Origin of the sequence: Actinotignum timonense (genome assembly GCF_900155575.1) — a bacterium.
Lineage (GTDB): Bacteria > Actinomycetota > Actinomycetes > Actinomycetales > Actinomycetaceae > Actinotignum > Actinotignum timonense.
This window is the reverse complement of the sequence record NZ_LT706966.1, coordinates 489,539-507,427: the sequence shown is the minus strand read 5'-3', so window position 1 is coordinate 507,427 and position 17,889 is coordinate 489,539. Positions and strand designations below refer to the sequence as shown.

Sequence of the window (17,889 nt, the reverse complement as noted above, 5' to 3'; positions counted from 1 at the left end):
ATGTTGCTGAGGTAGCTAAAGCTACCCAAGCAGCCGCGTGGCTGCGGAAGTTTCCAATGGGTTACGGAAGCAGCCGCACGGCTAACGCAAGGGGCCGCTCCTGAAATATCAGGGGCGGCCCCTTTGCTTGCGCGGGGCGTAGTCCTGCTATGCGGTTTCTCGGCGTGTGGATCGGTGGCGGGAATGCTGCTTGGATAGCATCGGGAGATGAGCGGTTACGAACCACCACTGCGCATAACACCTGCCTGCGACGCACTGGTCGGCCAGGTCTGCAACCTTGTTGAAAAACTGGAACGCCCGGGGGAAGACGGGAAATTCTGGCTGGATTCTTTGGGAGAGCTTGGGCGGCGCGAGAACCGTATTCGCGCAATTCACGCCACCCTCGCCATTGAGGGGAATACCTTGCCGCTGGATTCTGTCCGGGCCATTCTTGGCGGTGAATATACCGCGGACGTGACCGCTCAGGTTCTCGAGGTGTACAACGCCGGCCGCGCATATGACCTGCTTCCCGAACTTGATCCGATGTCAGTGCGGAATGTGCTGCGCGCGCACGGAACCATGATGAGCGGGCTGGTTCCCGAGAGTGGGCGTTTCCGGTCTGGCGGTGTGGGGTCTTTGCGGGGAATGTGGTTGTGCACGCGGCCCCACCGGCGGATCTGGTTCCGCAACACATGTCCCATTTGCTCGCGTGGTATCAGGAATCCACGTTGCACCCGCTTATAAAAAGCGCGGTTTTCTATTACGAATTCGAGTTCATTCACCCCTTCGCCGACGGCAACGGACGTACGGGCCGGCTCTGGCATTCCCTGCTCCTTGGCCGCTGGAAGGAGATCTTCTTGTGGCTTCCCGTGGAGGAACTCATCCGGTCACGTCAGCAGGACTATTGCCGAGCTTTCGCGGTATCGGGTAAAGAAGGGGAAAGCTCAAGCTTCGTTGAGCTCATGCTGGAGGTAATCCGTGATGCTTTAGCCAAAGTCGATGTACTTGGTCGGTTGACCGACCAAGATACCGACCAAGATAGCGTCTAAGTTACCGACCAAGATAATGGTTCAAGTTACCAGTCACGGCAACGCCGATTCCGATACTCCGAAATAGCCCCTTGCTGCCCTGCCTCTGCCGGGCTATCCTTATCGCATAACAGTGTTATGTGAGGTGGGGTTGCGATGGCGGCACGTGGAAATAGCTCAACGCAGGAACGAATCCTTGCTGCGGCTTTGCGGAATTTTTCCGAGCACGGCTATGAAGCTGCCAGCTTGCGTGTGATTGCCAAAGAAGCCAATGTCACCACCGGCGCCCTCTATACCCATTTTGATAATAAACAAGCTTTGTTTGCGGCTCTTGTGGAACCCTGTTGCCAGGAATTCCGCCAGCGGCACCGCGAAGGTATTATGCGTGGTCTTGCCCTCACGGAAAAGTCGCTCACGGAAAATCCGCTTGCCGAAAAGGCTCGCGTGGAAGAATCGCGGCAGGGTGGTAGCAGCGCCGGTGAGGAGCTCGGTAGCAGTATTACGGATTGGATGATCGATTACGTCTATGACCACCTCACCGTATTTCAGTTAGTTCTGTGGGGATCCGCGGGTACTCCCTATCAGAGCTTCGTAGCTGATCTAGCCGAATATGAAGCCCGCCTATATATCGAGCTCGGCCCGGAAGATACGGTATGGCCAGCGTTCGCGCAGGTCATGTGCGAAACCGGCTGGTACGGCTTCTTCGGTGCCCTCAGGCAAGGCCTCAACCGTGAGAACGCCAAAAAATACCTAGGCTTACTTCAAAACTTCCGGGAAGCCGGATGGCGGAGTGTCCTGGAAGCCCCGGTACCTTCCGGCACGCATGCGCTCGGGTAGAAAGAAGATCCCATGTCTCACCATCAGGGGAAAAACGCGAAGCAGGATCCGAAAGCGACTACGTGGCAGTTGGTCGCACCCGTGCGCACGTCAATGCTGGTCTCCTTCGTTATTGCCGGGATCGGATCCGGCGCTTCGGTCATTCCGTATATCGCATTAGTTGGCCTGGCTGATGACTGGCTCGGCGGCCGCGGCACGGCACGTATCTGGTGGTGGTTGGGGCTCACCCTGGTGGGCTTACTGGTACACCACATCTGTTACAACTGGGCAGTTGGTATCACCCATATCAGCGAAGCAGGGCTGCGGCATCGGCTGCGCCGTCGTATCATCACACACTTAGGCGCTTTGCCTTTGGGGCGCGTGCGGCGGCTGGGCCCGGGTGAAATCCGGAAAATCGTGGTGGATGACACCAGCGCCATCCACACTCTGGTTGCCCATGCCAGCGCCGAACTCGCCAGCGCGCTCGTGGCGCCGCTGGTGGGCGGCATCTACCTGTGCGTGCTCGACTGGCGGCTGGCGCTGCTCCTGGGCGGAGTATTTGTTGTTGCCGTTGGCCTGGCCATGGGGATTGCTTTCCGTGGTGGGGATCAAGCCGTTAAAGATTACGACGTCGCCCAACGGAAACTCGCGGACGCAACCGTGGAGCTCGTCGATGGCATAAAAGAAATCAAAAACTACCAACTCCCCGCCACCGGAGTCGGCGGGCGCTTCACCACGGCGCGGGAAGAAAATTCCGACGCCTCCTTCCGTTGGCTGGCCGGGGCCGGTAAAGGAATCGCGGTGGTATCCGCATTGAGCCAGCCGGGCGTGATCCTCGCGTGGAGCGCCCCGATCATCTGCTGGTTCGTGTGGAGCGGCTGGATCACACCCGCGAGTAGCCTGGCGTTCTTCACTATTTGGCTCGGGTTACCCGCGGGCTTGGGGCAACTCATGACGCTCACCCAGAACCTGCAAGGCTCACTGCGGGCCGGCGAAGATACAGCAGCGCTGCTGGCGGAAAAACCGCAGGAAGTAGGGGATTACCAGGTTCCTGCCCCGGCTGCGCGCGCCACGCCTTCGGCCACTACGGCTGCGTGCGCTACGGATTCGGCCGCCCCGTCGGCTTCCGCCCCGGAACTACGTTTCCAGAATGTGTCCTTCGGTTATGCTCCGGGCCGCCCGGCCCTGCACGATATTAGTTTCACCCTCCCACCCGGAACTCTGACCGCCGTGGTCGGGCCCTCGGGAGCGGGGAAAACGACCATCGGCGCGCTCGCGGCACGTTTTTGGGATCCGGAAAGTGGCTGCATTACCCTCGGCGGGCACGACCTGCGCGAATACAGCCGTGCGGGGCTCTACAGCCAGGTCGGGACAGTATTTCAGGATGTGTCCTTAGCGGCGGTGAGTGTGCGGGATAACCTCCTGCTCGGCAACCGGGAGGCTACCGATGCACAGATACAGGCAGCTGCGGCCCGCGCGCATATCGCCGCACGGATCGCCGCACTCCCGTACGGGTATGACACGATCCTGGGGGAGGCCGCTGTGCTTTCCGGTGGTGAAGCGCAGCGCTTGAGTATTGCCCGCACGCTGTTGGCAGATCCGCCGCTCCTCATCCTGGATGAAGCGAGCGCACACCAAGATACCCATACTGCGCAGGCGCTGCACCAGGTCATCGCGGCGCGGCGTGGGCATAGCTCCACCTTGGTGATCGCTCACCGGCTGAGCGGGCTCGCCCAAGCCGACCAGATTCTGGTGATTGCGGGCGGGCGGATCGTACAATCAGGCTGCCACGACGAACTTGCGGCCACCGCGGGCCTGTACCGCGACATGCTGAAAGAGCAGGGAATCCCATGCTGAAAATGCTCACGGCGATGCGTACCGTACTACACGTGCGCCAAATAAAAATCTTGATAGGGGCCTACACCGCGGCCGCGGTGGCCCAGGGCATCACCTTAGCGATGCTCATCGGGTTCCTCCGGGCCCTGCTCACCGAAGGCGGCGTTGGCGGCGGTGCCGGAATTCTCGACGCTTCCGGGATCGGAGCAGGCGGCGGCGCGCCGGCCGATGGGCAGCTATCCTCCTGGCTCATTGCGATATGCATCAGCGGAGCCATCACATTTTTCCTCTACGTGGTCACGATGAGCTGGTCTTATCGGGTGAGCGTGTACGCGATCTGCGACGAGCTCATGAAGAAAATCGGTGCGGCGGTAGTGCGCCTCCCGGTCGGGTGGTTTACACCGTCCCGCCGCACAACGGTTATAAATGCCACTTCGAAAGACGTTAACACCCTCTCCCACCTGGCTTCCCTGGTCTTCCCTGCGGTGATCTCAGGGGTGGTGGTTCCCTTCGTTATGGCCGTGGTGGTCACGGTGGTTGAATGGCGCCTCGGGGTGGTCCTCGCGGTGACCAGTATCGGATTGTGGTTCATCTGGGGATGGATGCACCGAGCAGTGCGCGAAGCTCAAGCTAGCGAAGCCCGGCTCTCACGCCGAGTAGCCGGGCGGATTATCGAATTCGCGAAACTCCAGCAAGTCCTGCGCGGCAGCGGGCAAACCCAATGGCAGCCCCTGGATGAGGCTCTCGCGGCCGAGTCCACCGGAATCCTGCGGACGCTGCGCAGCCAAAGCCGTCCGGCCTCCGCGTTCCTCCTGCTGGTCGAGCTGGCTTTCGCCGTATGCCTGGGCTGGGGCGGAGCTCTGGTGGTTGGTGGCGGCCTGGACTTCCTGAGCTTCCTGGCCATCGCCGTCGTTCTCACCCGTATTAATCTGCCGCTCTCGCAATCAGTTTTATACTCCACCGCGCTCACGGATTCCATGCAAGCCCTCGAACGGGTGCGCGAAATTATCGCGGCCGCCGAGGAACAGCCCGATATCTCGACTGTCGCCGAGCCTACGAACACGGATCTGGGTGCGCTCGCGGATAGCACCATCGAGTTTTCCGGAGTAACCTTCGGCTACGATCCGCGCTGCCCCGTGCTGCGTGATCTCAACTTGAAAGCCCCGGCAGGTAAAGTGACCGCTTTGGTCGGCCCCTCCGGGGCAGGAAAAACCACCGCGCTGGCGCTGGTAGCCGGCTTTTGGCAGCCACAGAGCGGAACCATCACGCTCGGCGGGCGCGATATCCGCGAATGCCAGCCCATGCGCCACATCGCGATGGTGTTCCAGGATGTCTACCTCTTCAGCGGGTCCATCCGAGAAAACCTGACGTTGGCCAAGCCGGATGCCACGGAGGAAGAAATCCTCACCGCGGTAAGCCAGGCTGGGCTGGATCCGGTTATCGAGCGGCTGCCCGCCGGACTGGACACCCAAGTAGGTCCGGGCGGAAATGCGCTCTCCGGCGGGGAGAAACAACGCGTTGCCATCGCCCGAGCTTTCCTCAAGGACAGCCCGATCCTCCTTCTCGACGAAATCACCTCCGCGCTGGACAGCATCACCGAGGCAGTCATCGGCGAAGCGATACGGCGCCTCGCCGCAGGCCGCACGGTACTTATGGTTGCTCACCGTCCCTCCACAATTGCGTGGGCAGACCAGGTCATCGATTTTTCGCAGCTCATGGCACGCTGAACCTGCGTATATTCGGTAGCGCAGCGCGCCCAGTGGGAAGCAAGCTGTCGGTATTTCCGACAGGTTCTATCGCTTACGAATTTGATGTGGGTACTGGTACGACGACGCTGCCACTCAGTAAACTGGCCCCTGGGAAAACACCGTTCACTGAGAAGAGCGCCACCAGCAACGAAGCTGGCAGATGGGAGGAGTCAATGACCTGGCAGATCGCGGTAGTTATAGTGGTTATCTTATGGGGATCTGCGGTGGTTAGCGGTTGGTTTGCCTACGCCTCGCGCAAAAAGACCCTCAAGCTTAACGAACTCGTCGGGTACCGCACTGACATCATCATGACGAACCAGGAAACGTGGCAGGAAGCGCACGCCGCAGCTTGGCCGTGGACGGCCGCCGCCACAGCATGCCTAGTCTTCAGCGGTTTCGCGGTATTGCTCCCGCTCTCCGACGGGGTGATCGCCACGATCATCATCCTCAGCATGGTGGTGCTGCTCGCCTGCGTATTTGCCGGTGCACACCGCGCTCAGAAGGTTGCGAAGGAGATTCTCGCCGCGAGCGCGGACGAAGCGGGCGCGCCTGTACCCGCTTCGAAATAGTCGAGCGGCACGACTGTGAGCGACGGTCGAAAATAATGTGAGCGACGGTCGAAAAGTAGCCCAGAACCAATGATTGAAAAATAGCCGAAGTTGCAAGCCTCTCCCGAGGGGGCATGTGTTTTCTCTGGTGTACTGCGTTTGTCGTACAGGCGCAGTACATCTCGGAAAACACATAGTGCCTCCCGCGCAGCCCTGGAAAGTTGTCGTAGTTGCCACGTAAGATTCATGGCAACAGTGCCCGCGGGGCGCTGTACAAACTCACCACATCTCAAGTACGCGTATAGAAAGAAAGGGTGGTTCCCGTGGCATATACACCGACGATCACCATACGGATTGATCCCGAATTGAAATTCGAGGCCGAATCTGTTTTCCGAGGTTTTGGGTTGTCCATGACCGAAGCAATCCGCATTTTTCTTCATAAGGCAGTGATGGTTGGGGGCTTCCCCTTCCCCGTGAGAGCGCTGAAGTTTCAAGCCACAACGGAGAAAATCATGATTACTAATGAATCAGAGTATTACGATCCCAACGACATCTTAGATGATGACGAATTCCCTTGGGAGTACTTCGAATCTCGTCGGATTAACGGCGCTGCGCAGTAGCGCTTTAGGTGCAGTGGGTGGGCGCGCGACATCTCGCACGCCCACCCGATTGCGTTCTCTGCTAAGAGCCGCGCTCGCGTACAGCCAACGCTGCACGCCGGCGGGCACCGGCCGCCCCGGTCGCCCCGGCCACGCCGAAGCCCGCGCCACCGGCCCACGCCACGCGCCAGCGCTAATCCCCGAGCCACTCCAGCATGCGGTAGAGCAACTGGGTGGCGCCGGGCATGAAACCGGCCCCGTGATGGTAGGTCGCGTCCATCGTGGAAACCACCAGCTCGGCCGGGAAAGTCACATTATCGTGGTAGAGCAGCATATTCGGGTGATCGGGAAGCGCCAAATAATGCCCGCCCCAGGGATCCACGCCCGGCCCGGTCTGCTCCACCTGCGTGAGCACCACCAGCGGCGTCGCCCCCGCCGGAGGCGCGAGCACCCCGTGATAATGCCAGTGGACGGCCTCGTCGGAAAGATACTCCCAGAGCGGGTGATCAGTGTTCACCGAGCGCCGCCCCAGATCCTCACCGGTACGCCAGGACCAGAAATTCGTGCCGCGTGGAGTCTCAGACGTGCCCGGCAGCCAACTATCCACCTGGTTAATGCCATCGATAAATACTTTTTTACCGGCCTGCCCCAGGAAATCCAACACCTGGCCGTATTTCGCGGCCACCACACCCGGGTGATTACGCGCCGCCAGATAGACGGCGTCGAACTCCGAAAAATCTCCCGAATAATCCGGCCAGTACACGGGGGTGACCGGGCGCGCCCGCACGGCCGGATCTTTCACGGTCGCGAGGTGGAAAAACGAACCGGTATGCACAAATGCTATTTTCTTCATCGCTACTTCTCCAGGTACTCGGTGATGGCGCGGCGCAGCCCGGCGGCGGAGGTCCCCGGGAAAGCGAAACCGCTGAGATCATTACCGTTGTGGACGATCACTTCGCCTTCGCCCAGCCGGTAGCTGACGTCCACCGGCAGCTTACCCGGGCCGATTCCGGTGATCACCCGCGCGCCTTCGGGCAGCTCAGCCAGGAAAGACCGCGCGTAAAAGCCGGCCACCCCGATCTCGCGTAATTCCTCGAAGGAATGCTGGCCGGGCACGCCGGTGCGCAGCAGCATATCGCGCCGCTCCACACCCTCCCAGATCGGATGCGGCTCCACCGCGCTCAGCCACACATCATCCAGCCCGTGAAATTCCATTTTTCGGTGGCTCGGCAGCCCATCCACCCAGCGCCGCATCGGCAGGCCATTGGCCAGCAGTTTCCCGCCCGCGCGCACCCACGCGCTCAGGCGCTCGCGCTGAGTTTCCAGGAAAAGCTGATCGGCGCCCATCGACACCACAATTCCGCGGTAATCGGCCAGCTGGGTGCCGGGCAGCTCGTAGGTATCAATAAGATCAGGTGGCGTGCTCGCATCGCGCACCGTATTCATAATCGTGAGGATATTACCCATCGTGGTCCTTTCTTTGCGAGGGTGGTGTGGAAGCGGAAGAGGCGGCGTCGTCGTTCGCACTAAAATCCGGTACGACGACGCACTGCGAGCCACGATCAACCGGAACATCACGGACCCGAATCGGAGTGCGATAAAGGGTGCTCAGCCGCGCTTCGGTGAGTTGGCGCGCGGTTTCCCCGATGGAGAGGTCGTCGGCATCCATGACGAGGGTGGTGCGCGAGGTGAGGAAGGCGTGCGCCGGGTCGTGCGTGGTCATAATTATGGCCAGGCCCTCGGCTGCGAGCGTGCGAATAATCGTGAGGACGCGGCGCTGATTGCGCAGGTCCAGGGCGGATGTCGGTTCGTCCAAAATGAGGGTGCTCGGGGTGGCGACCAGGGCGCGGGCAATGAGCGTGAGCTGGCGTTGCCCGCCGGAAAGCTCAGCATAGGTGGCCCCGCCTAAATGCGCGATGCCAACCCGTTCGAGCGCCTCCCAGGCGGCCTCGCTATCGACGGCCGAAGGGCTGGCGAAAACTCGCATGGTGCGGGCCCGGCCCATGAGGACCATGTCATGCACGGTGAACTGGTGGTTTGCCGCGTGGGATTGCGGCACGTAGCCGATGGGCCCGTCGGAATGGACGCTGCCTTCCACCGGGGTGCGCACCCCGGCCAAGCAGGTCAGCAGGGTAGTTTTCCCGCGCGCATTCGGCCCGAGCACGGTCAGCACTTCGCCGGGGCGGGCCTCCAGCTCCACCCCGCGGAACAGCCACGGGCCGCCGCGATAGTGATGCCCAAGATTATCTGCTTTAAGCAAGAGCCCGTCCCTTCCGCGCACGCCGAATAAGCAGCCCAATAAATACCGGGGCGCCGATAGTGGCGGTCAAAATCCCCACCGGAATTTCCACCGAGGTCGCATTGCGCGCAATCGTGTCAATAATAAGGAGATACATCCCGCCCATGAGGAAAGACTCCGGGATAACCACGCGATTATCGTGCCCCACCAGCAGGCGCACCAGGTGTGGAATCACCAGGCCCACCCAGCCAATAATGCCAGCTGCGGCCACCGAAGCCGCGGTAAGAAGGGCGACGGCGAAAATACACACCCAGCGCATCGCATTCGGATTAATGCCGAGAGCCCGGGCATCCTCATCGCCCAGCGAGAGCACATTAATACGCCAGCGCAGCGCCACCACCACGATCAGCCCAATAATAACGGGAATAATAATAGTGGTGACTTTTGCCCACGACGCCGCAGCTAGCGAGCCCATAAGCCAGAAAGTAATCGAGGGAAGTTTACTGTACGGGTCAGCCACATAGGTCATGAGGGAAACCATCGCATTAAAGAACGCGGACACGACCACGCCGGCCAGCACAATCGTGAGGGTGGCCGAGTGGGAGCGAATCCGCCCGATAAGCATGACGCAGACCACCGCGGAGAGCCCGAAAATGAAAGTGGATCCCATGAGAATAAAACTCGAGGTACCCACGAGGATCGCCAACACCCCGCCGAAGGCAGCCGCGGAAGAAACCCCCACAATATCGGGGGAGACCAGCGGGTTACGGAACAGGGACTGGAGCACCGCGCCGGAAACCGCCAGGCACCCACCGAGCACCACGGCAAGAATGACCCGCGGGGCCCGAATTTGGTTAATGGCCACCAGCGCGGAGCGATCTACATCATCCGGACTCGAGAAGAGGATGCGCACCACGTCCGGAGCACTAATGGAGAGCTGGCCCATGCCCATCGCCACCACCATCGCGCCGAGCAGCGCGATGGTGGTGATGAGCAGCACCGCGAAAGCCGCGGTGCGGCGCCGGGCGATGGTACTGACGGCTGTTGTTGGCGCACTGGCCGCGGGTGCGGGGGCGGTAGCCCCCGCCGTCGTCGTACTCATCGTTCCCGGCACTGCACCGGGCGCACCGGATGCGGCCGCTGCATCTGCGGATTTAGCGGACAACGTCATAATTAGCGCTGCCGGCATTAATATCGGTGCGCAGAACCAGATCGATATCTTCGTTGGTGAGATCGTAGTTGTAGACCCACTTCGTCTTCTCGCGCATGAGCGCGGGCATATCGACCTTAAACTCGCCCGGGTAGGCGAGGGCCGCCACGTAATTCCAGTACAGCGGCGATTCCGCGCACGGAACCTGCCAGCGGTACACGCCCAGCGGGGCGCGGTAGACGCGCTTATTCTTAATCGCACTTACTTCGGCCAGGCGCGGATCATTGTAAAGGTCATCGGGAACGGCCTTGTCGAAAGCGGAAAGGAAAATAATTTCCGGATCCCAGGCCAGGATCTGCTCCGGGGAAACAATGCCATCCTGCACCACATCCGAGGTGGCCATATTCTGAATCCCGGCCACGTCAAATACGTGCTGCCCGTAGCTCTTTTCCGTATTCGCGGACATTTTCTCCGCCGAGTAGCTCAGCTGCAGCCCCCGCGGCTTGGGCTTGCCCAGGGCTGCAACCTGCTTGGATATCGATTCCTGTTCGCTGTGCATATAGTCGATAAGCTGCGCGGCGCGGTCTTCCTTGCCGAGGATTTCCCCGAAAAGCTTGATCCAGGTTTCCAGATTTTCCTGGGTGCCGTACTTGAGCCCGAGCACCGGAATGCCGGCCGACTCAATCGGAGTAATAAGATCCTCGCTGCGGTCACCCCACTGAATAAATACGTCCGGATCCTGCGCCAGAATGGTTTCCATATTCGGGGTGAATTGGCGATCCGCGATCACCGGGGTGGTCACCGACGCCGGGAAAATCTTCGAAATAATGCCCTGCTTATTGGCGACTAGCAGCGACTCATTAATACCAACAATGCGGTCCCAGGAGCCGTCCACCGCGGCAATAATGGTGGGCGCGGGGATCACCGCGGAGGCAATTTTTTGCACCGGGCGCGTGACTTCCACCTGGTGGCCGCGCTGATCGGTCACGGTGATGGGGCCGCTTGCGGCATCGCCCGTTGCAGGGGAGGCCGACGACGCAGCTGCGCTGGCGCTACTCGAGCTGGTAGGTGATTCGGTAGAGGTGGAAGATGCAGAACAGCTCGCCAGTAACCCGGCGCAGAGCGCGCTCAGGGCAACGGTCATGACACGGCGTTTCACCAATGCTCCTTCGTTAGCGGCCGGGGCGTGAAACCGGCTCCCGACCTAGCGGTTAGGTGGCCCTAACTTTATGGACTGGAGCGCGGGGTGTCAACCGTTATGTGGCGTGAAAATCCTTGTAAATGCTTGAAAATCCGGGGGTGGGTATGAGTATGCGTAGCGTTACTGGCCCAGTGCGCTGAGCGGGAAAGTGATAACGCCCTCGGCTGCGGGCCCGGTTATTCCCGTGCCGGTAATGACGGCAAGGAAAGCGGGTTCGCCGCGTTCCGGCGCGATCTGATCAACTGCTTTTTTGAGACCGTGCGCGCCCTGGGTGATCTGCCCGCCTCCGAGTTTGACTTTGATGCCCGCCCACACACCTCCGGGGAATTCCAGCACCGCATCGATTTCATGGCCGTAGGAATCGCGATAATGCCGCACGTGCCCGCCCAGCGTCTCGGCAAAAACGCTGAGATCGTGCACAACCGCGGACTCGAAAATAAATCCGAGAGTTTCTAGATCTCGCTGCAGTGCCGAGCTATCCGCGGCAAGTGCCGCGCAGGCGAGCGCCGGATCGGCCAGGTGATACTTGGGTGACAGCCGCAACTGGGCTTTGGAACGAAGTCGAACCGACCAGGCTGGAACCGCCTCAACAACGAAAAGCCGCTGGAGGGTATCCAGAAGAGTGGATACCGTTTGCCGACTTGATGCGGGGAAAACCGCGTCCAGATCCTTTTTGAGAGTGGCGATGGAGACCTCGGTTGCCACCGAGCGAGCCAGGGCCCGAAGCAGATGCAAGATGAGCTGCGGGTCTTGACGCAAGGTAATAATCCTAGGAATATCCGCACGCGCAATCTCCTGGAGGTAGCTGGTGAGCGCGAAGGACGCCGCCTCGCCTTCCAGCTCAAGCATTCCGGGGAAGCCTGGGTGTAGCAGGGCCTCAATCACGGAATCGAGAGGGGGCGTGCTGAGGTTCGTGGAAACGGGCTCCCCGGCGAGGAGCTTGTCGAGGGATACCGCGCCCGAGCTGCGCCCCTTTTCCTGCCAGGTCATCGTGCGCTGGCGGATGCGGGTGAAACGCCCGGCCCCGGTATGGCGTGTGATGTCATCTGCCGGAACAGAAGAGCCGGTGAGAATGAAATCCCCGAAGCCCGGGGAGAAATCCACCGCCCGGCGCACCATATTCCACAGGTCTGGATTGAGCTGCCACTCGTCGAGGAGTCGCGGGCGTTCGCCTTCCAGAAGAGCATCCGGAGCTATCTGCGCGAGTTGCTGCGCCTGCGGAGTGTCCAAGAAAATGGCGGATTCGCAGTGACGCAGTGCAGTCATCGTCTTTCCGCAGCCGCGCGGACCTTCAATGGCTAGCGCGCCTGACGAGGCGAGAGCCCGCGTGACCAGGCGGTCCAGAGCCCGGGGAAGATAGGGGATTCCTGCAACTGCTTCCGTGTCCATAACCCTAGTCTAGAAGGTGGGTTGCAAAATGTAGAGTTCTTACGTTGCATTTTGTAGGCTCGCTACGTTGCAAAATGTAGCCCTGGTAGGTTGCAAAATATAGGATTGGGCCCGCCGGGCGTTTTGAAACGCACCGGCGGGCCCGCGATATGCGCGCGAAGAGCGGCACTCCGCCGCCGAAGCGGCGCTATTTCGCCGAGGCGGCGGCATTCCGCCAGGCCGGTACTAATCCGCCGCGGCTCCCAGCTGCCAGCCGGCCGCGCGCCGTCGATCCTCCCAGAACTTCCGGTACAGCCCGCCGTTTGCCAGCAGCTCGGCGTGCGTACCCACTTCGCGCACGGTCCCGCCTGCGTCGAGTACCACGATCTGGTCCGCACCCTGCACCGTTTCCAGCTTGTGGGCGATCACCAGCACCGTTGCCTCCTGGCGCAGCTGCTGAATGCAGGCGCGGATAGCGGCGGTATTTTCCGGGTCGAGGGCCGAGGTGGCCTCATCGAAAAGCACGATAGGAGCGTGCTTGAGCAGGGCCCGCGCGATGGATACCCGCTGGCGTTCCCCGCCCGATAGCATCCCGCCGCGTTCGCCCACCGGGCTCTCCCAACCGCCCGGCAACCGCGCGGCAATATCGCTCACCCCGGCCATATCCGCGGCCGCCCGCACTTCGGCATCCGTGGCGCCCTCGCGCCCCACCCGAATATTCGCTTCGAGGGTGTCGTCGTACAGATAAACATCCTGGAACACCATGGACAACTGCGCCATGAGCTGCGCCGTCGTTTGATCACGCACATCCACGCCACCGATGCTCACGCTGCCGCCGTCCACGTCCCAGAACCGGCACATGAGCCGGAACAGGGTCGATTTGCCGGCCCCCGATGGCCCCACAATCGCGGTGAGGGTGCCCGGGCGGGCCGTGAAACTCACGCCGTTCAGCACCGGGGTATCCGCGCGATACCCGAAACGAACGTCGCGGAGGGCAACTTCGCCGGGCGTAGGAAGGGCGACGTCGCTGGCGGGCTCGCTCGGGACAGGTGCATCGAGCACCTCGCGCATGGAGTCGAGCGGGGTGCGAGCCACCTCGGTCGCCATCACGAAAGCGGTGAAATCCTCCAGGTTCCGCATGAAACGCAGCGCCACCCCGAGGAAGGCGAGGGTAGCGGCCGGGTTGAGCAGCCCGCCGGTGCACAGGTGCACCGCTAGCGCGATGAGGCTGACCACCAGCAGCTGCGCGCCCACCCCGGAAAGTAGATTCGCGCCGATGCCCAGCCACAGCGAACGGCGCTGGGCGGCGAGGTTCGCGTTCACTGCGGTGTGGAGCGGCGCGAACGTGGCGGCCTGGCCGGTGGCCCGCAGGATCGGCTGGCACCGGGCGTATTCCACGATCCGGTCAGCCAGATCGCTTTCGGTAGCACTGGTGGCTAGCTCGGAGCGGCGTCGTAAAACCCGGGCCGCGCCGGCCAGCGCGCACAGCAGCGGGAACGCAACCGTAAGGGCAAGCCCCAGCTGCCACTGCCAGATCCACATCCCCACCAGCAGCACCAGAGCTGCGGTGGCGTTGCGGATAATCGGGGTAGTGAAATGGGCGATGCCCTGGCCGATGGCCATGAGGCCGTCGGTGACCAGGCGCGAGAGGGTGCCGGCCCAGCCGGAGCGGAACCATCCCAGCGGCAGGCGGGAAAGCTGGTCGCCCAGCAGGCTGAGGCTGTGGCGGATCACGTCCATGGCGGCGGTGTAGGCCATGACCGCCTGAACGTAGGCGGTGAGCAGGCCGGTCACCGCGAGTCCGGCAAGCACGCTCATCCAGCCGCCCACGCCGAGCCCAAGGGTCGGGGTGCCGGTGGACCAGGTCAGCGCCAGGGGCACCACGGTGAGCAGCGCCAGGCCCTCGATCATCCCGGAAAGGATGACCAGGATAATCGAGCGGCGGTAGTAGCCGTGGCCTTTCTCGGTGAGGACCGAGCCGTAGGCGTGCACGAGGAGCGGATCGGAGAAACGCCCGGTATGCGTGTGCCCGCCGTACGTGGTGGGTGCGCTCGCGGTGTTCGTGTGCCCGCCGCCCGCGCGCCCGCCGTAGGTATTCGTGGCCTCAGAGTTCTTAGGCATGTTCGCGTCCTTCCATGAGCCGCACCCAGAAGGGATGCGTGGCTACCTCGTCCGGGGTGCCCAGGGCGGAAATCCGCCCCTGTTCCAAAATGCAGACCTGATCCACCCCGAGCACCGATTCGGCGTGGTGCGCGATTACGAGCACGGTGCGCCCGGCCACCAAACGGTTGAGGGCGCTTTGGATTTCCGCTTCGCATTGGGGATCGGTGGCCACGGTCGCCTCGTCCAAAATAAGCAGATCGGCGTCGGCCAACAGCGCCCGCGCGATGGCCAGGCGCTGGTTTTGACCCCCGGACATCGTGGTATCTTCCCCGAGCACCGTGTCCAGCCCCTTGGGGAGGGCGCAGATATCTTCCCAAATATTGGCGGCGCGGGCCGCCTGCTCGATGGCGGCGTCGTCGGCATGGGGGCGCGCGAGGCGAATATTATCGCGCACGGACATGCGCAGCATTTGCGCGTCTTGGAGCACGAAAGCGACCCGCGCGTAGAGGTCTTTTTCGGGGAGGGTGCGCAGGTCGCGCCCGTCGAGGAGCACCCGCCCGCTATCCGGATCGCGGAAGCGCGCGAGCATGGTCGCCAGCGTGGATTTGCCCGAACCGGAGGGCCCGAGCAGCGCGGTCACGGTGCCGCGGCGCAGCGTGAGAGACACGCCGTCGAGCGCCTGGATGGTGCGCCCGGCGCGCGGATAGGAGTAGCTCACGTTCTCGAAAACCACATGCGCGGGTACGACGCCGCCCGCGGCTTCCCCGGTGCCCGCGGCCGCGGGGGCTGCGGGATTTTCCGCGGGGGCTTCCAGCTGCGGCAACTGTTCCACGCTCGTCACCTCGATAATCCGCAGCGCGGAATTCCCGGCCAGCTGGTAGGACCACATGCTGGTGGAGAGGGTGTCGAAGGTGAGCGGCACGATGAGGCCGATGAGGGAGCAGGCGATGACCTCGGGGAGGGTGGCGCCGCCGGCGGCCAGGATCAGCGAGCCGAGCCCCATATTGACGAGCAGTACCACCGGCGCGGAAATGAAGGACATCGCCAGCGCGGAGCCTTTGAGCAGCGGCCCGCACCAGTCCCAGTAGAAATTCCCGAAATCATCGGCGGCGCGCGCGAAAGCGCGATGCGCGTGACCGACTTTCCCGAAGCTTTTGACCACCTGGATGCCTTCCACGAATTCCACCCCGCGCGCGGCGAGGTAGCCGAGCCGGTCGTCCATCTCCGCGGTTTTTTCGCCCATATCGCGCATCATGAACATTTGCGCCGCGAAATAGAAGGGCAGCGGGATGATGGTGAGGAGCCCCAGGCGCCAATTCACGGTAAAAGCGAAAATAACGAGGGCGAGCGGGGTGGCTACCGCGGCCGTGGTTTCCACCGGGGCGTGTGCCACCAGGGTGTGCAGCGTGGTGGTATCGGCCTGGATGGCTTTGCGGATCTGCCCGGAGCGCGCCCGGGAGAACCACGAGAGCGGCGCGCGCGAAATCTGCGCGATAATGCGCTCTTGGAGCAGGCCGCGCAATGTGAGATCCGCGAAATGCGTGATGGTGAGCGCCAGGAAGTAGAGGAGCAGCTGGGTGCAAAAAGCCCCGGCAAGTAGTTTCACATTCCAGCTGAGCGCCGCGGTATCTATCGGTGTTCCCGCGCGCCAGGCCGGCAGCAGAATATCGCCGATGCGCACCAGCGCAATAAACGGCGCCACGGCCACGAGCGAGGAGCACACCGCCACGAAGCGGCCGAGCGCCAGGCGCGGGGCAATCGGCGCCATGAGTTCTTTGAGGGCGCGCTGTCCTTGCGCGCGTTTTTCTTTATACGTATCGACACGCGTGGCGACGCCGCCGTTCGGGGCGGTGCCGGCATCTGCGTGGGTGAGTTGAGCCGTCATCCCATTCCTCCGCGAACAGTAGGAGAGGTGCCCCGCGGGCGATCTGCGGAGCACCTCCATATTAGGCTTCCCTTACTTCGTGGTAAATAGGACTCAGAAATTACGGTACGGGGGGGTGCGGGCCCGGCGTGCGCTCCCGCGCTTTACTGTGCCGTAGCGTTTTACCGCGCCGCGGTGCTCCTGCGCTTTACCGCGCCGCGGCGGGCGCCTCCTCATTTTTTGGTACGACGACGCCGCTACCGGCTTTCGCCTCGCGGGGCCGGGACGCGCCGGCGTGGCCATCGCGGCGTATTTTGATGATGGCAGCAAGGACGGTGGCCAGCACCGAAGCGGCGAACCATATCCCGAGCGCGCCGGCGTAGGTCGCGCTGTCAATCGGGCCACCGGCAATCGCGGCGCGCAGGGCGTTAACCGTGTGGGTGACGGGCAGCAGCGGGTGGACAGCCTGGAAGAAGCCCGGCGCTGTTTCCACCGGGTAGATGCCGCCGGCCGCGCCCAGCTGGATCACGATCATGAGGAGCGCGATGAAACGACCCGGGGCGCCGAAAAGCGCAATGAGTGCCTGATTGATCGCGATATACACAATCGAGGAGGTGACGCAGATGGCCAGGGTGGCGCCCGGGTTGATGAGATCCACATTCCCGAAGAGGTGGAGTATCCCGACCAGCAGGCCCGCCTGCACGATTCCCATGAGCGCCCCGCTAGCAACCGAACCGAGCCCGAGCCGCAGCCCGGATACGCGCGCCGCCGCCAGGCGGCGCGAGAGAGGTGGCTTCATGAGATAGAGGCCGATAGCGCCCACCCACATCGCCAGCGCGATGAAGTAGCAGGCCACTGCCGCACCGAAATCACCGACGGGATGGGCGCGGGTGGTGCTCAATTCCACCGGGGTGGCCCCCACTCGCTGCATCGTTTCCGATTCGCCCGGGGTGTAGACCGGGATTTTCTCCGCACCTTCGGAGAGCTTCACTTCCAGGGTTGCGGCGCCCGCGCGCAGGGTGTGCAGGCCGTCGCGCAGGGTCTCCTGGTTGGTCGCGAGGGCGGTGGCGCCGCTGCTTACCTGGGTGGCACCGGTGTGGGCGGCGCGTGCCCCGGCGGCGAGTTCGGGGGCGCGGGCGGCCAGTTCGCCGCTTCCAGTAGCGAGGAGCGCGGTGCCTTCTGCGAGCTGGGTGGCACCGGTTGCGGCGCGGCTGCTACCAGAGGCGAGGATATCGAGCTGACTGCCGAATTCCGTGGTGGCGGCCAGGGCTTGCTGGCCTCCCGCGGCGGCACGCTGCGCACCCGCGGCCACCTGGGCGGCACCGTCCTTGAGCTGTGCCGCCCCGGCGCTCGCGGCCTGCGCCCCGCTGGCGAGCGCGCTCAACCCGCCGTTTTCGGCACCCGCGCCAG

Annotated in this window: 16 protein-coding genes; 7 read left to right on the top strand and 9 right to left on the bottom strand. The window is 62.7% G+C overall.

Annotation, left to right across the window (positions count from 1 at the left end; translation table 11 throughout):
* The first annotated feature begins 207 nt into the window (after nucleotides 1-207).
* From CZ322_RS10060 to CZ322_RS02135, 7 genes are all read left to right on the top strand, one after another.
* Nucleotides 208-723 (top strand): Fic family protein, encoded by a 516-nt coding sequence (locus CZ322_RS10060; RefSeq protein WP_200807212.1) that lies wholly within the window; start codon nucleotides 208-210, stop codon nucleotides 721-723.
* Nucleotides 672-1,028: a Fic family protein gene (locus tag CZ322_RS10360; protein WP_280522331.1), complete on the top strand. Its 357-nt coding sequence runs from the start codon at nucleotides 672-674 to the stop codon at nucleotides 1,026-1,028. The genes CZ322_RS10060 and CZ322_RS10360 overlap by 52 nt, the downstream gene beginning before the upstream one ends.
* Before the next feature lie 135 nt (nucleotides 1,029-1,163).
* Nucleotides 1,164-1,844: a TetR/AcrR family transcriptional regulator gene (locus CZ322_RS02155; RefSeq protein ID WP_087070027.1), complete on the top strand. Its 681-nt coding sequence runs from the start codon at nucleotides 1,164-1,166 to the stop codon at nucleotides 1,842-1,844.
* A 12-nt stretch (nucleotides 1,845-1,856) separates the two neighbouring features.
* A complete protein-coding gene (locus tag CZ322_RS02150; protein ID WP_087070026.1) occupies nucleotides 1,857-3,680 on the top strand; it encodes an ABC transporter ATP-binding protein in 1,824 nt (607 codons plus the stop codon).
* Nucleotides 3,674-5,386, top strand: coding sequence for an ABC transporter ATP-binding protein (locus tag CZ322_RS02145; RefSeq protein WP_087070025.1), 1,713 nt, complete (start codon nucleotides 3,674-3,676; stop codon nucleotides 5,384-5,386). The genes CZ322_RS02150 and CZ322_RS02145 overlap by 7 nt, the downstream gene beginning before the upstream one ends.
* Nucleotides 5,387-5,580: 194 nt before the next feature.
* The gene (locus CZ322_RS02140) at nucleotides 5,581-5,976 is read left to right on the top strand and encodes an SdpI family protein (protein ID WP_087070024.1); all 396 of its coding nucleotides are present in this window, start codon (nucleotides 5,581-5,583) and stop codon (nucleotides 5,974-5,976) included.
* A 302-nt stretch (nucleotides 5,977-6,278) separates the two neighbouring features.
* Complete coding sequence (locus CZ322_RS02135; protein ID WP_159454974.1) at nucleotides 6,279-6,575, top strand: type II toxin-antitoxin system RelB/DinJ family antitoxin; 297 nt, start codon at nucleotides 6,279-6,281, stop codon at nucleotides 6,573-6,575.
* A gap of 172 nt (nucleotides 6,576-6,747) precedes the next feature.
* Here the strand turns inward: CZ322_RS02135 and CZ322_RS02130 are convergent, their stop codons facing one another.
* The 9 genes from CZ322_RS02130 to CZ322_RS02090 form a co-directional block, all read right to left on the bottom strand.
* Nucleotides 6,748-7,407, bottom strand: coding sequence for a hypothetical protein (locus CZ322_RS02130; protein WP_087070022.1), 660 nt, complete (start codon nucleotides 7,405-7,407; stop codon nucleotides 6,748-6,750).
* Between the two features lie 2 nt (nucleotides 7,408-7,409).
* Nucleotides 7,410-8,021 carry a hypothetical protein gene (locus CZ322_RS02125; RefSeq protein ID WP_087070021.1) on the bottom strand — a complete coding sequence of 204 codons (612 nt, stop codon included), beginning with the start codon at nucleotides 8,019-8,021 and terminating at the stop codon, nucleotides 7,410-7,412.
* The gene (locus CZ322_RS02120) at nucleotides 8,014-8,814 is read right to left on the bottom strand and encodes an ABC transporter ATP-binding protein (protein WP_087070020.1); all 801 of its coding nucleotides are present in this window, start codon (nucleotides 8,812-8,814) and stop codon (nucleotides 8,014-8,016) included. Before CZ322_RS02120 ends, CZ322_RS02125 begins: the two co-directional genes overlap by 8 nt.
* The gene (locus CZ322_RS02115) at nucleotides 8,807-9,895 is read right to left on the bottom strand and encodes a FecCD family ABC transporter permease (RefSeq protein WP_234984421.1); all 1,089 of its coding nucleotides are present in this window, start codon (nucleotides 9,893-9,895) and stop codon (nucleotides 8,807-8,809) included. The genes CZ322_RS02120 and CZ322_RS02115 overlap by 8 nt, the downstream gene beginning before the upstream one ends.
* Nucleotides 9,896-9,947: 52 nt before the next feature.
* A complete protein-coding gene (locus CZ322_RS02110) occupies nucleotides 9,948-11,102 on the bottom strand; it encodes an ABC transporter substrate-binding protein (protein WP_143231811.1) in 1,155 nt (384 codons plus the stop codon).
* Nucleotides 11,103-11,264: 162 nt separating this feature from the next.
* Nucleotides 11,265-12,533 (bottom strand): ATP-binding protein, encoded by a 1,269-nt coding sequence (locus tag CZ322_RS02105; RefSeq protein ID WP_087070018.1) that lies wholly within the window; start codon nucleotides 12,531-12,533, stop codon nucleotides 11,265-11,267.
* Between the two features lie 225 nt (nucleotides 12,534-12,758).
* On the bottom strand, nucleotides 12,759-14,633 hold the full coding sequence (locus tag CZ322_RS02100) for an ABC transporter ATP-binding protein (RefSeq protein WP_234984420.1): 1,875 nt from the start codon (nucleotides 14,631-14,633) through the stop codon (nucleotides 12,759-12,761).
* Nucleotides 14,626-16,500: an ABC transporter ATP-binding protein gene (locus CZ322_RS02095; protein ID WP_087070017.1), complete on the bottom strand. Its 1,875-nt coding sequence runs from the start codon at nucleotides 16,498-16,500 to the stop codon at nucleotides 14,626-14,628. Before CZ322_RS02095 ends, CZ322_RS02100 begins: the two co-directional genes overlap by 8 nt.
* Before the next feature lie 187 nt (nucleotides 16,501-16,687).
* Nucleotides 16,688-17,889, bottom strand: a 1,202-nt coding sequence (locus tag CZ322_RS02090; protein ID WP_159454973.1) for a YhgE/Pip family protein, incomplete at its 5' end; no start/stop codon positions are given.

Bases quoted from the DNA above. Each gene is read 5' to 3' on its own strand.
- CZ322_RS10060 (WP_200807212.1), top strand. From the start codon at position 208: ATGAGCGGTTACGAACCACCACTGCGCATAACACCTGCCTGCGACGCA.
- CZ322_RS10360 (WP_280522331.1), top strand. From the start codon at position 672: ATGTCCCATTTGCTCGCGTGGTATCAGGAATCCACGTTGCACCCGCTT.
- CZ322_RS02155 (WP_087070027.1), top strand. From the start codon at position 1,164: ATGGCGGCACGTGGAAATAGCTCAACGCAGGAACGAATCCTTGCTGCG.
- CZ322_RS02150 (WP_087070026.1), top strand. From the start codon at position 1,857: ATGTCTCACCATCAGGGGAAAAACGCGAAGCAGGATCCGAAAGCGACT.
- CZ322_RS02145 (WP_087070025.1), top strand. From the start codon at position 3,674: ATGCTGAAAATGCTCACGGCGATGCGTACCGTACTACACGTGCGCCAA.
- CZ322_RS02140 (WP_087070024.1), top strand. From the start codon at position 5,581: ATGACCTGGCAGATCGCGGTAGTTATAGTGGTTATCTTATGGGGATCT.
- CZ322_RS02130 (WP_087070022.1), bottom strand. From the start codon at position 7,407: ATGAAGAAAATAGCATTTGTGCATACCGGTTCGTTTTTCCACCTCGCG.
- CZ322_RS02125 (WP_087070021.1), bottom strand. From the start codon at position 8,021: ATGGGTAATATCCTCACGATTATGAATACGGTGCGCGATGCGAGCACG.
- CZ322_RS02115 (WP_234984421.1), bottom strand. From the start codon at position 9,895: ATGAGTACGACGACGGCGGGGGCTACCGCCCCCGCACCCGCGGCCAGT.
- CZ322_RS02105 (WP_087070018.1), bottom strand. From the start codon at position 12,533: ATGGACACGGAAGCAGTTGCAGGAATCCCCTATCTTCCCCGGGCTCTG.
- CZ322_RS02100 (WP_234984420.1), bottom strand. From the start codon at position 14,633: ATGCCTAAGAACTCTGAGGCCACGAATACCTACGGCGGGCGCGCGGGC.
- CZ322_RS02095 (WP_087070017.1), bottom strand. From the start codon at position 16,500: ATGACGGCTCAACTCACCCACGCAGATGCCGGCACCGCCCCGAACGGC.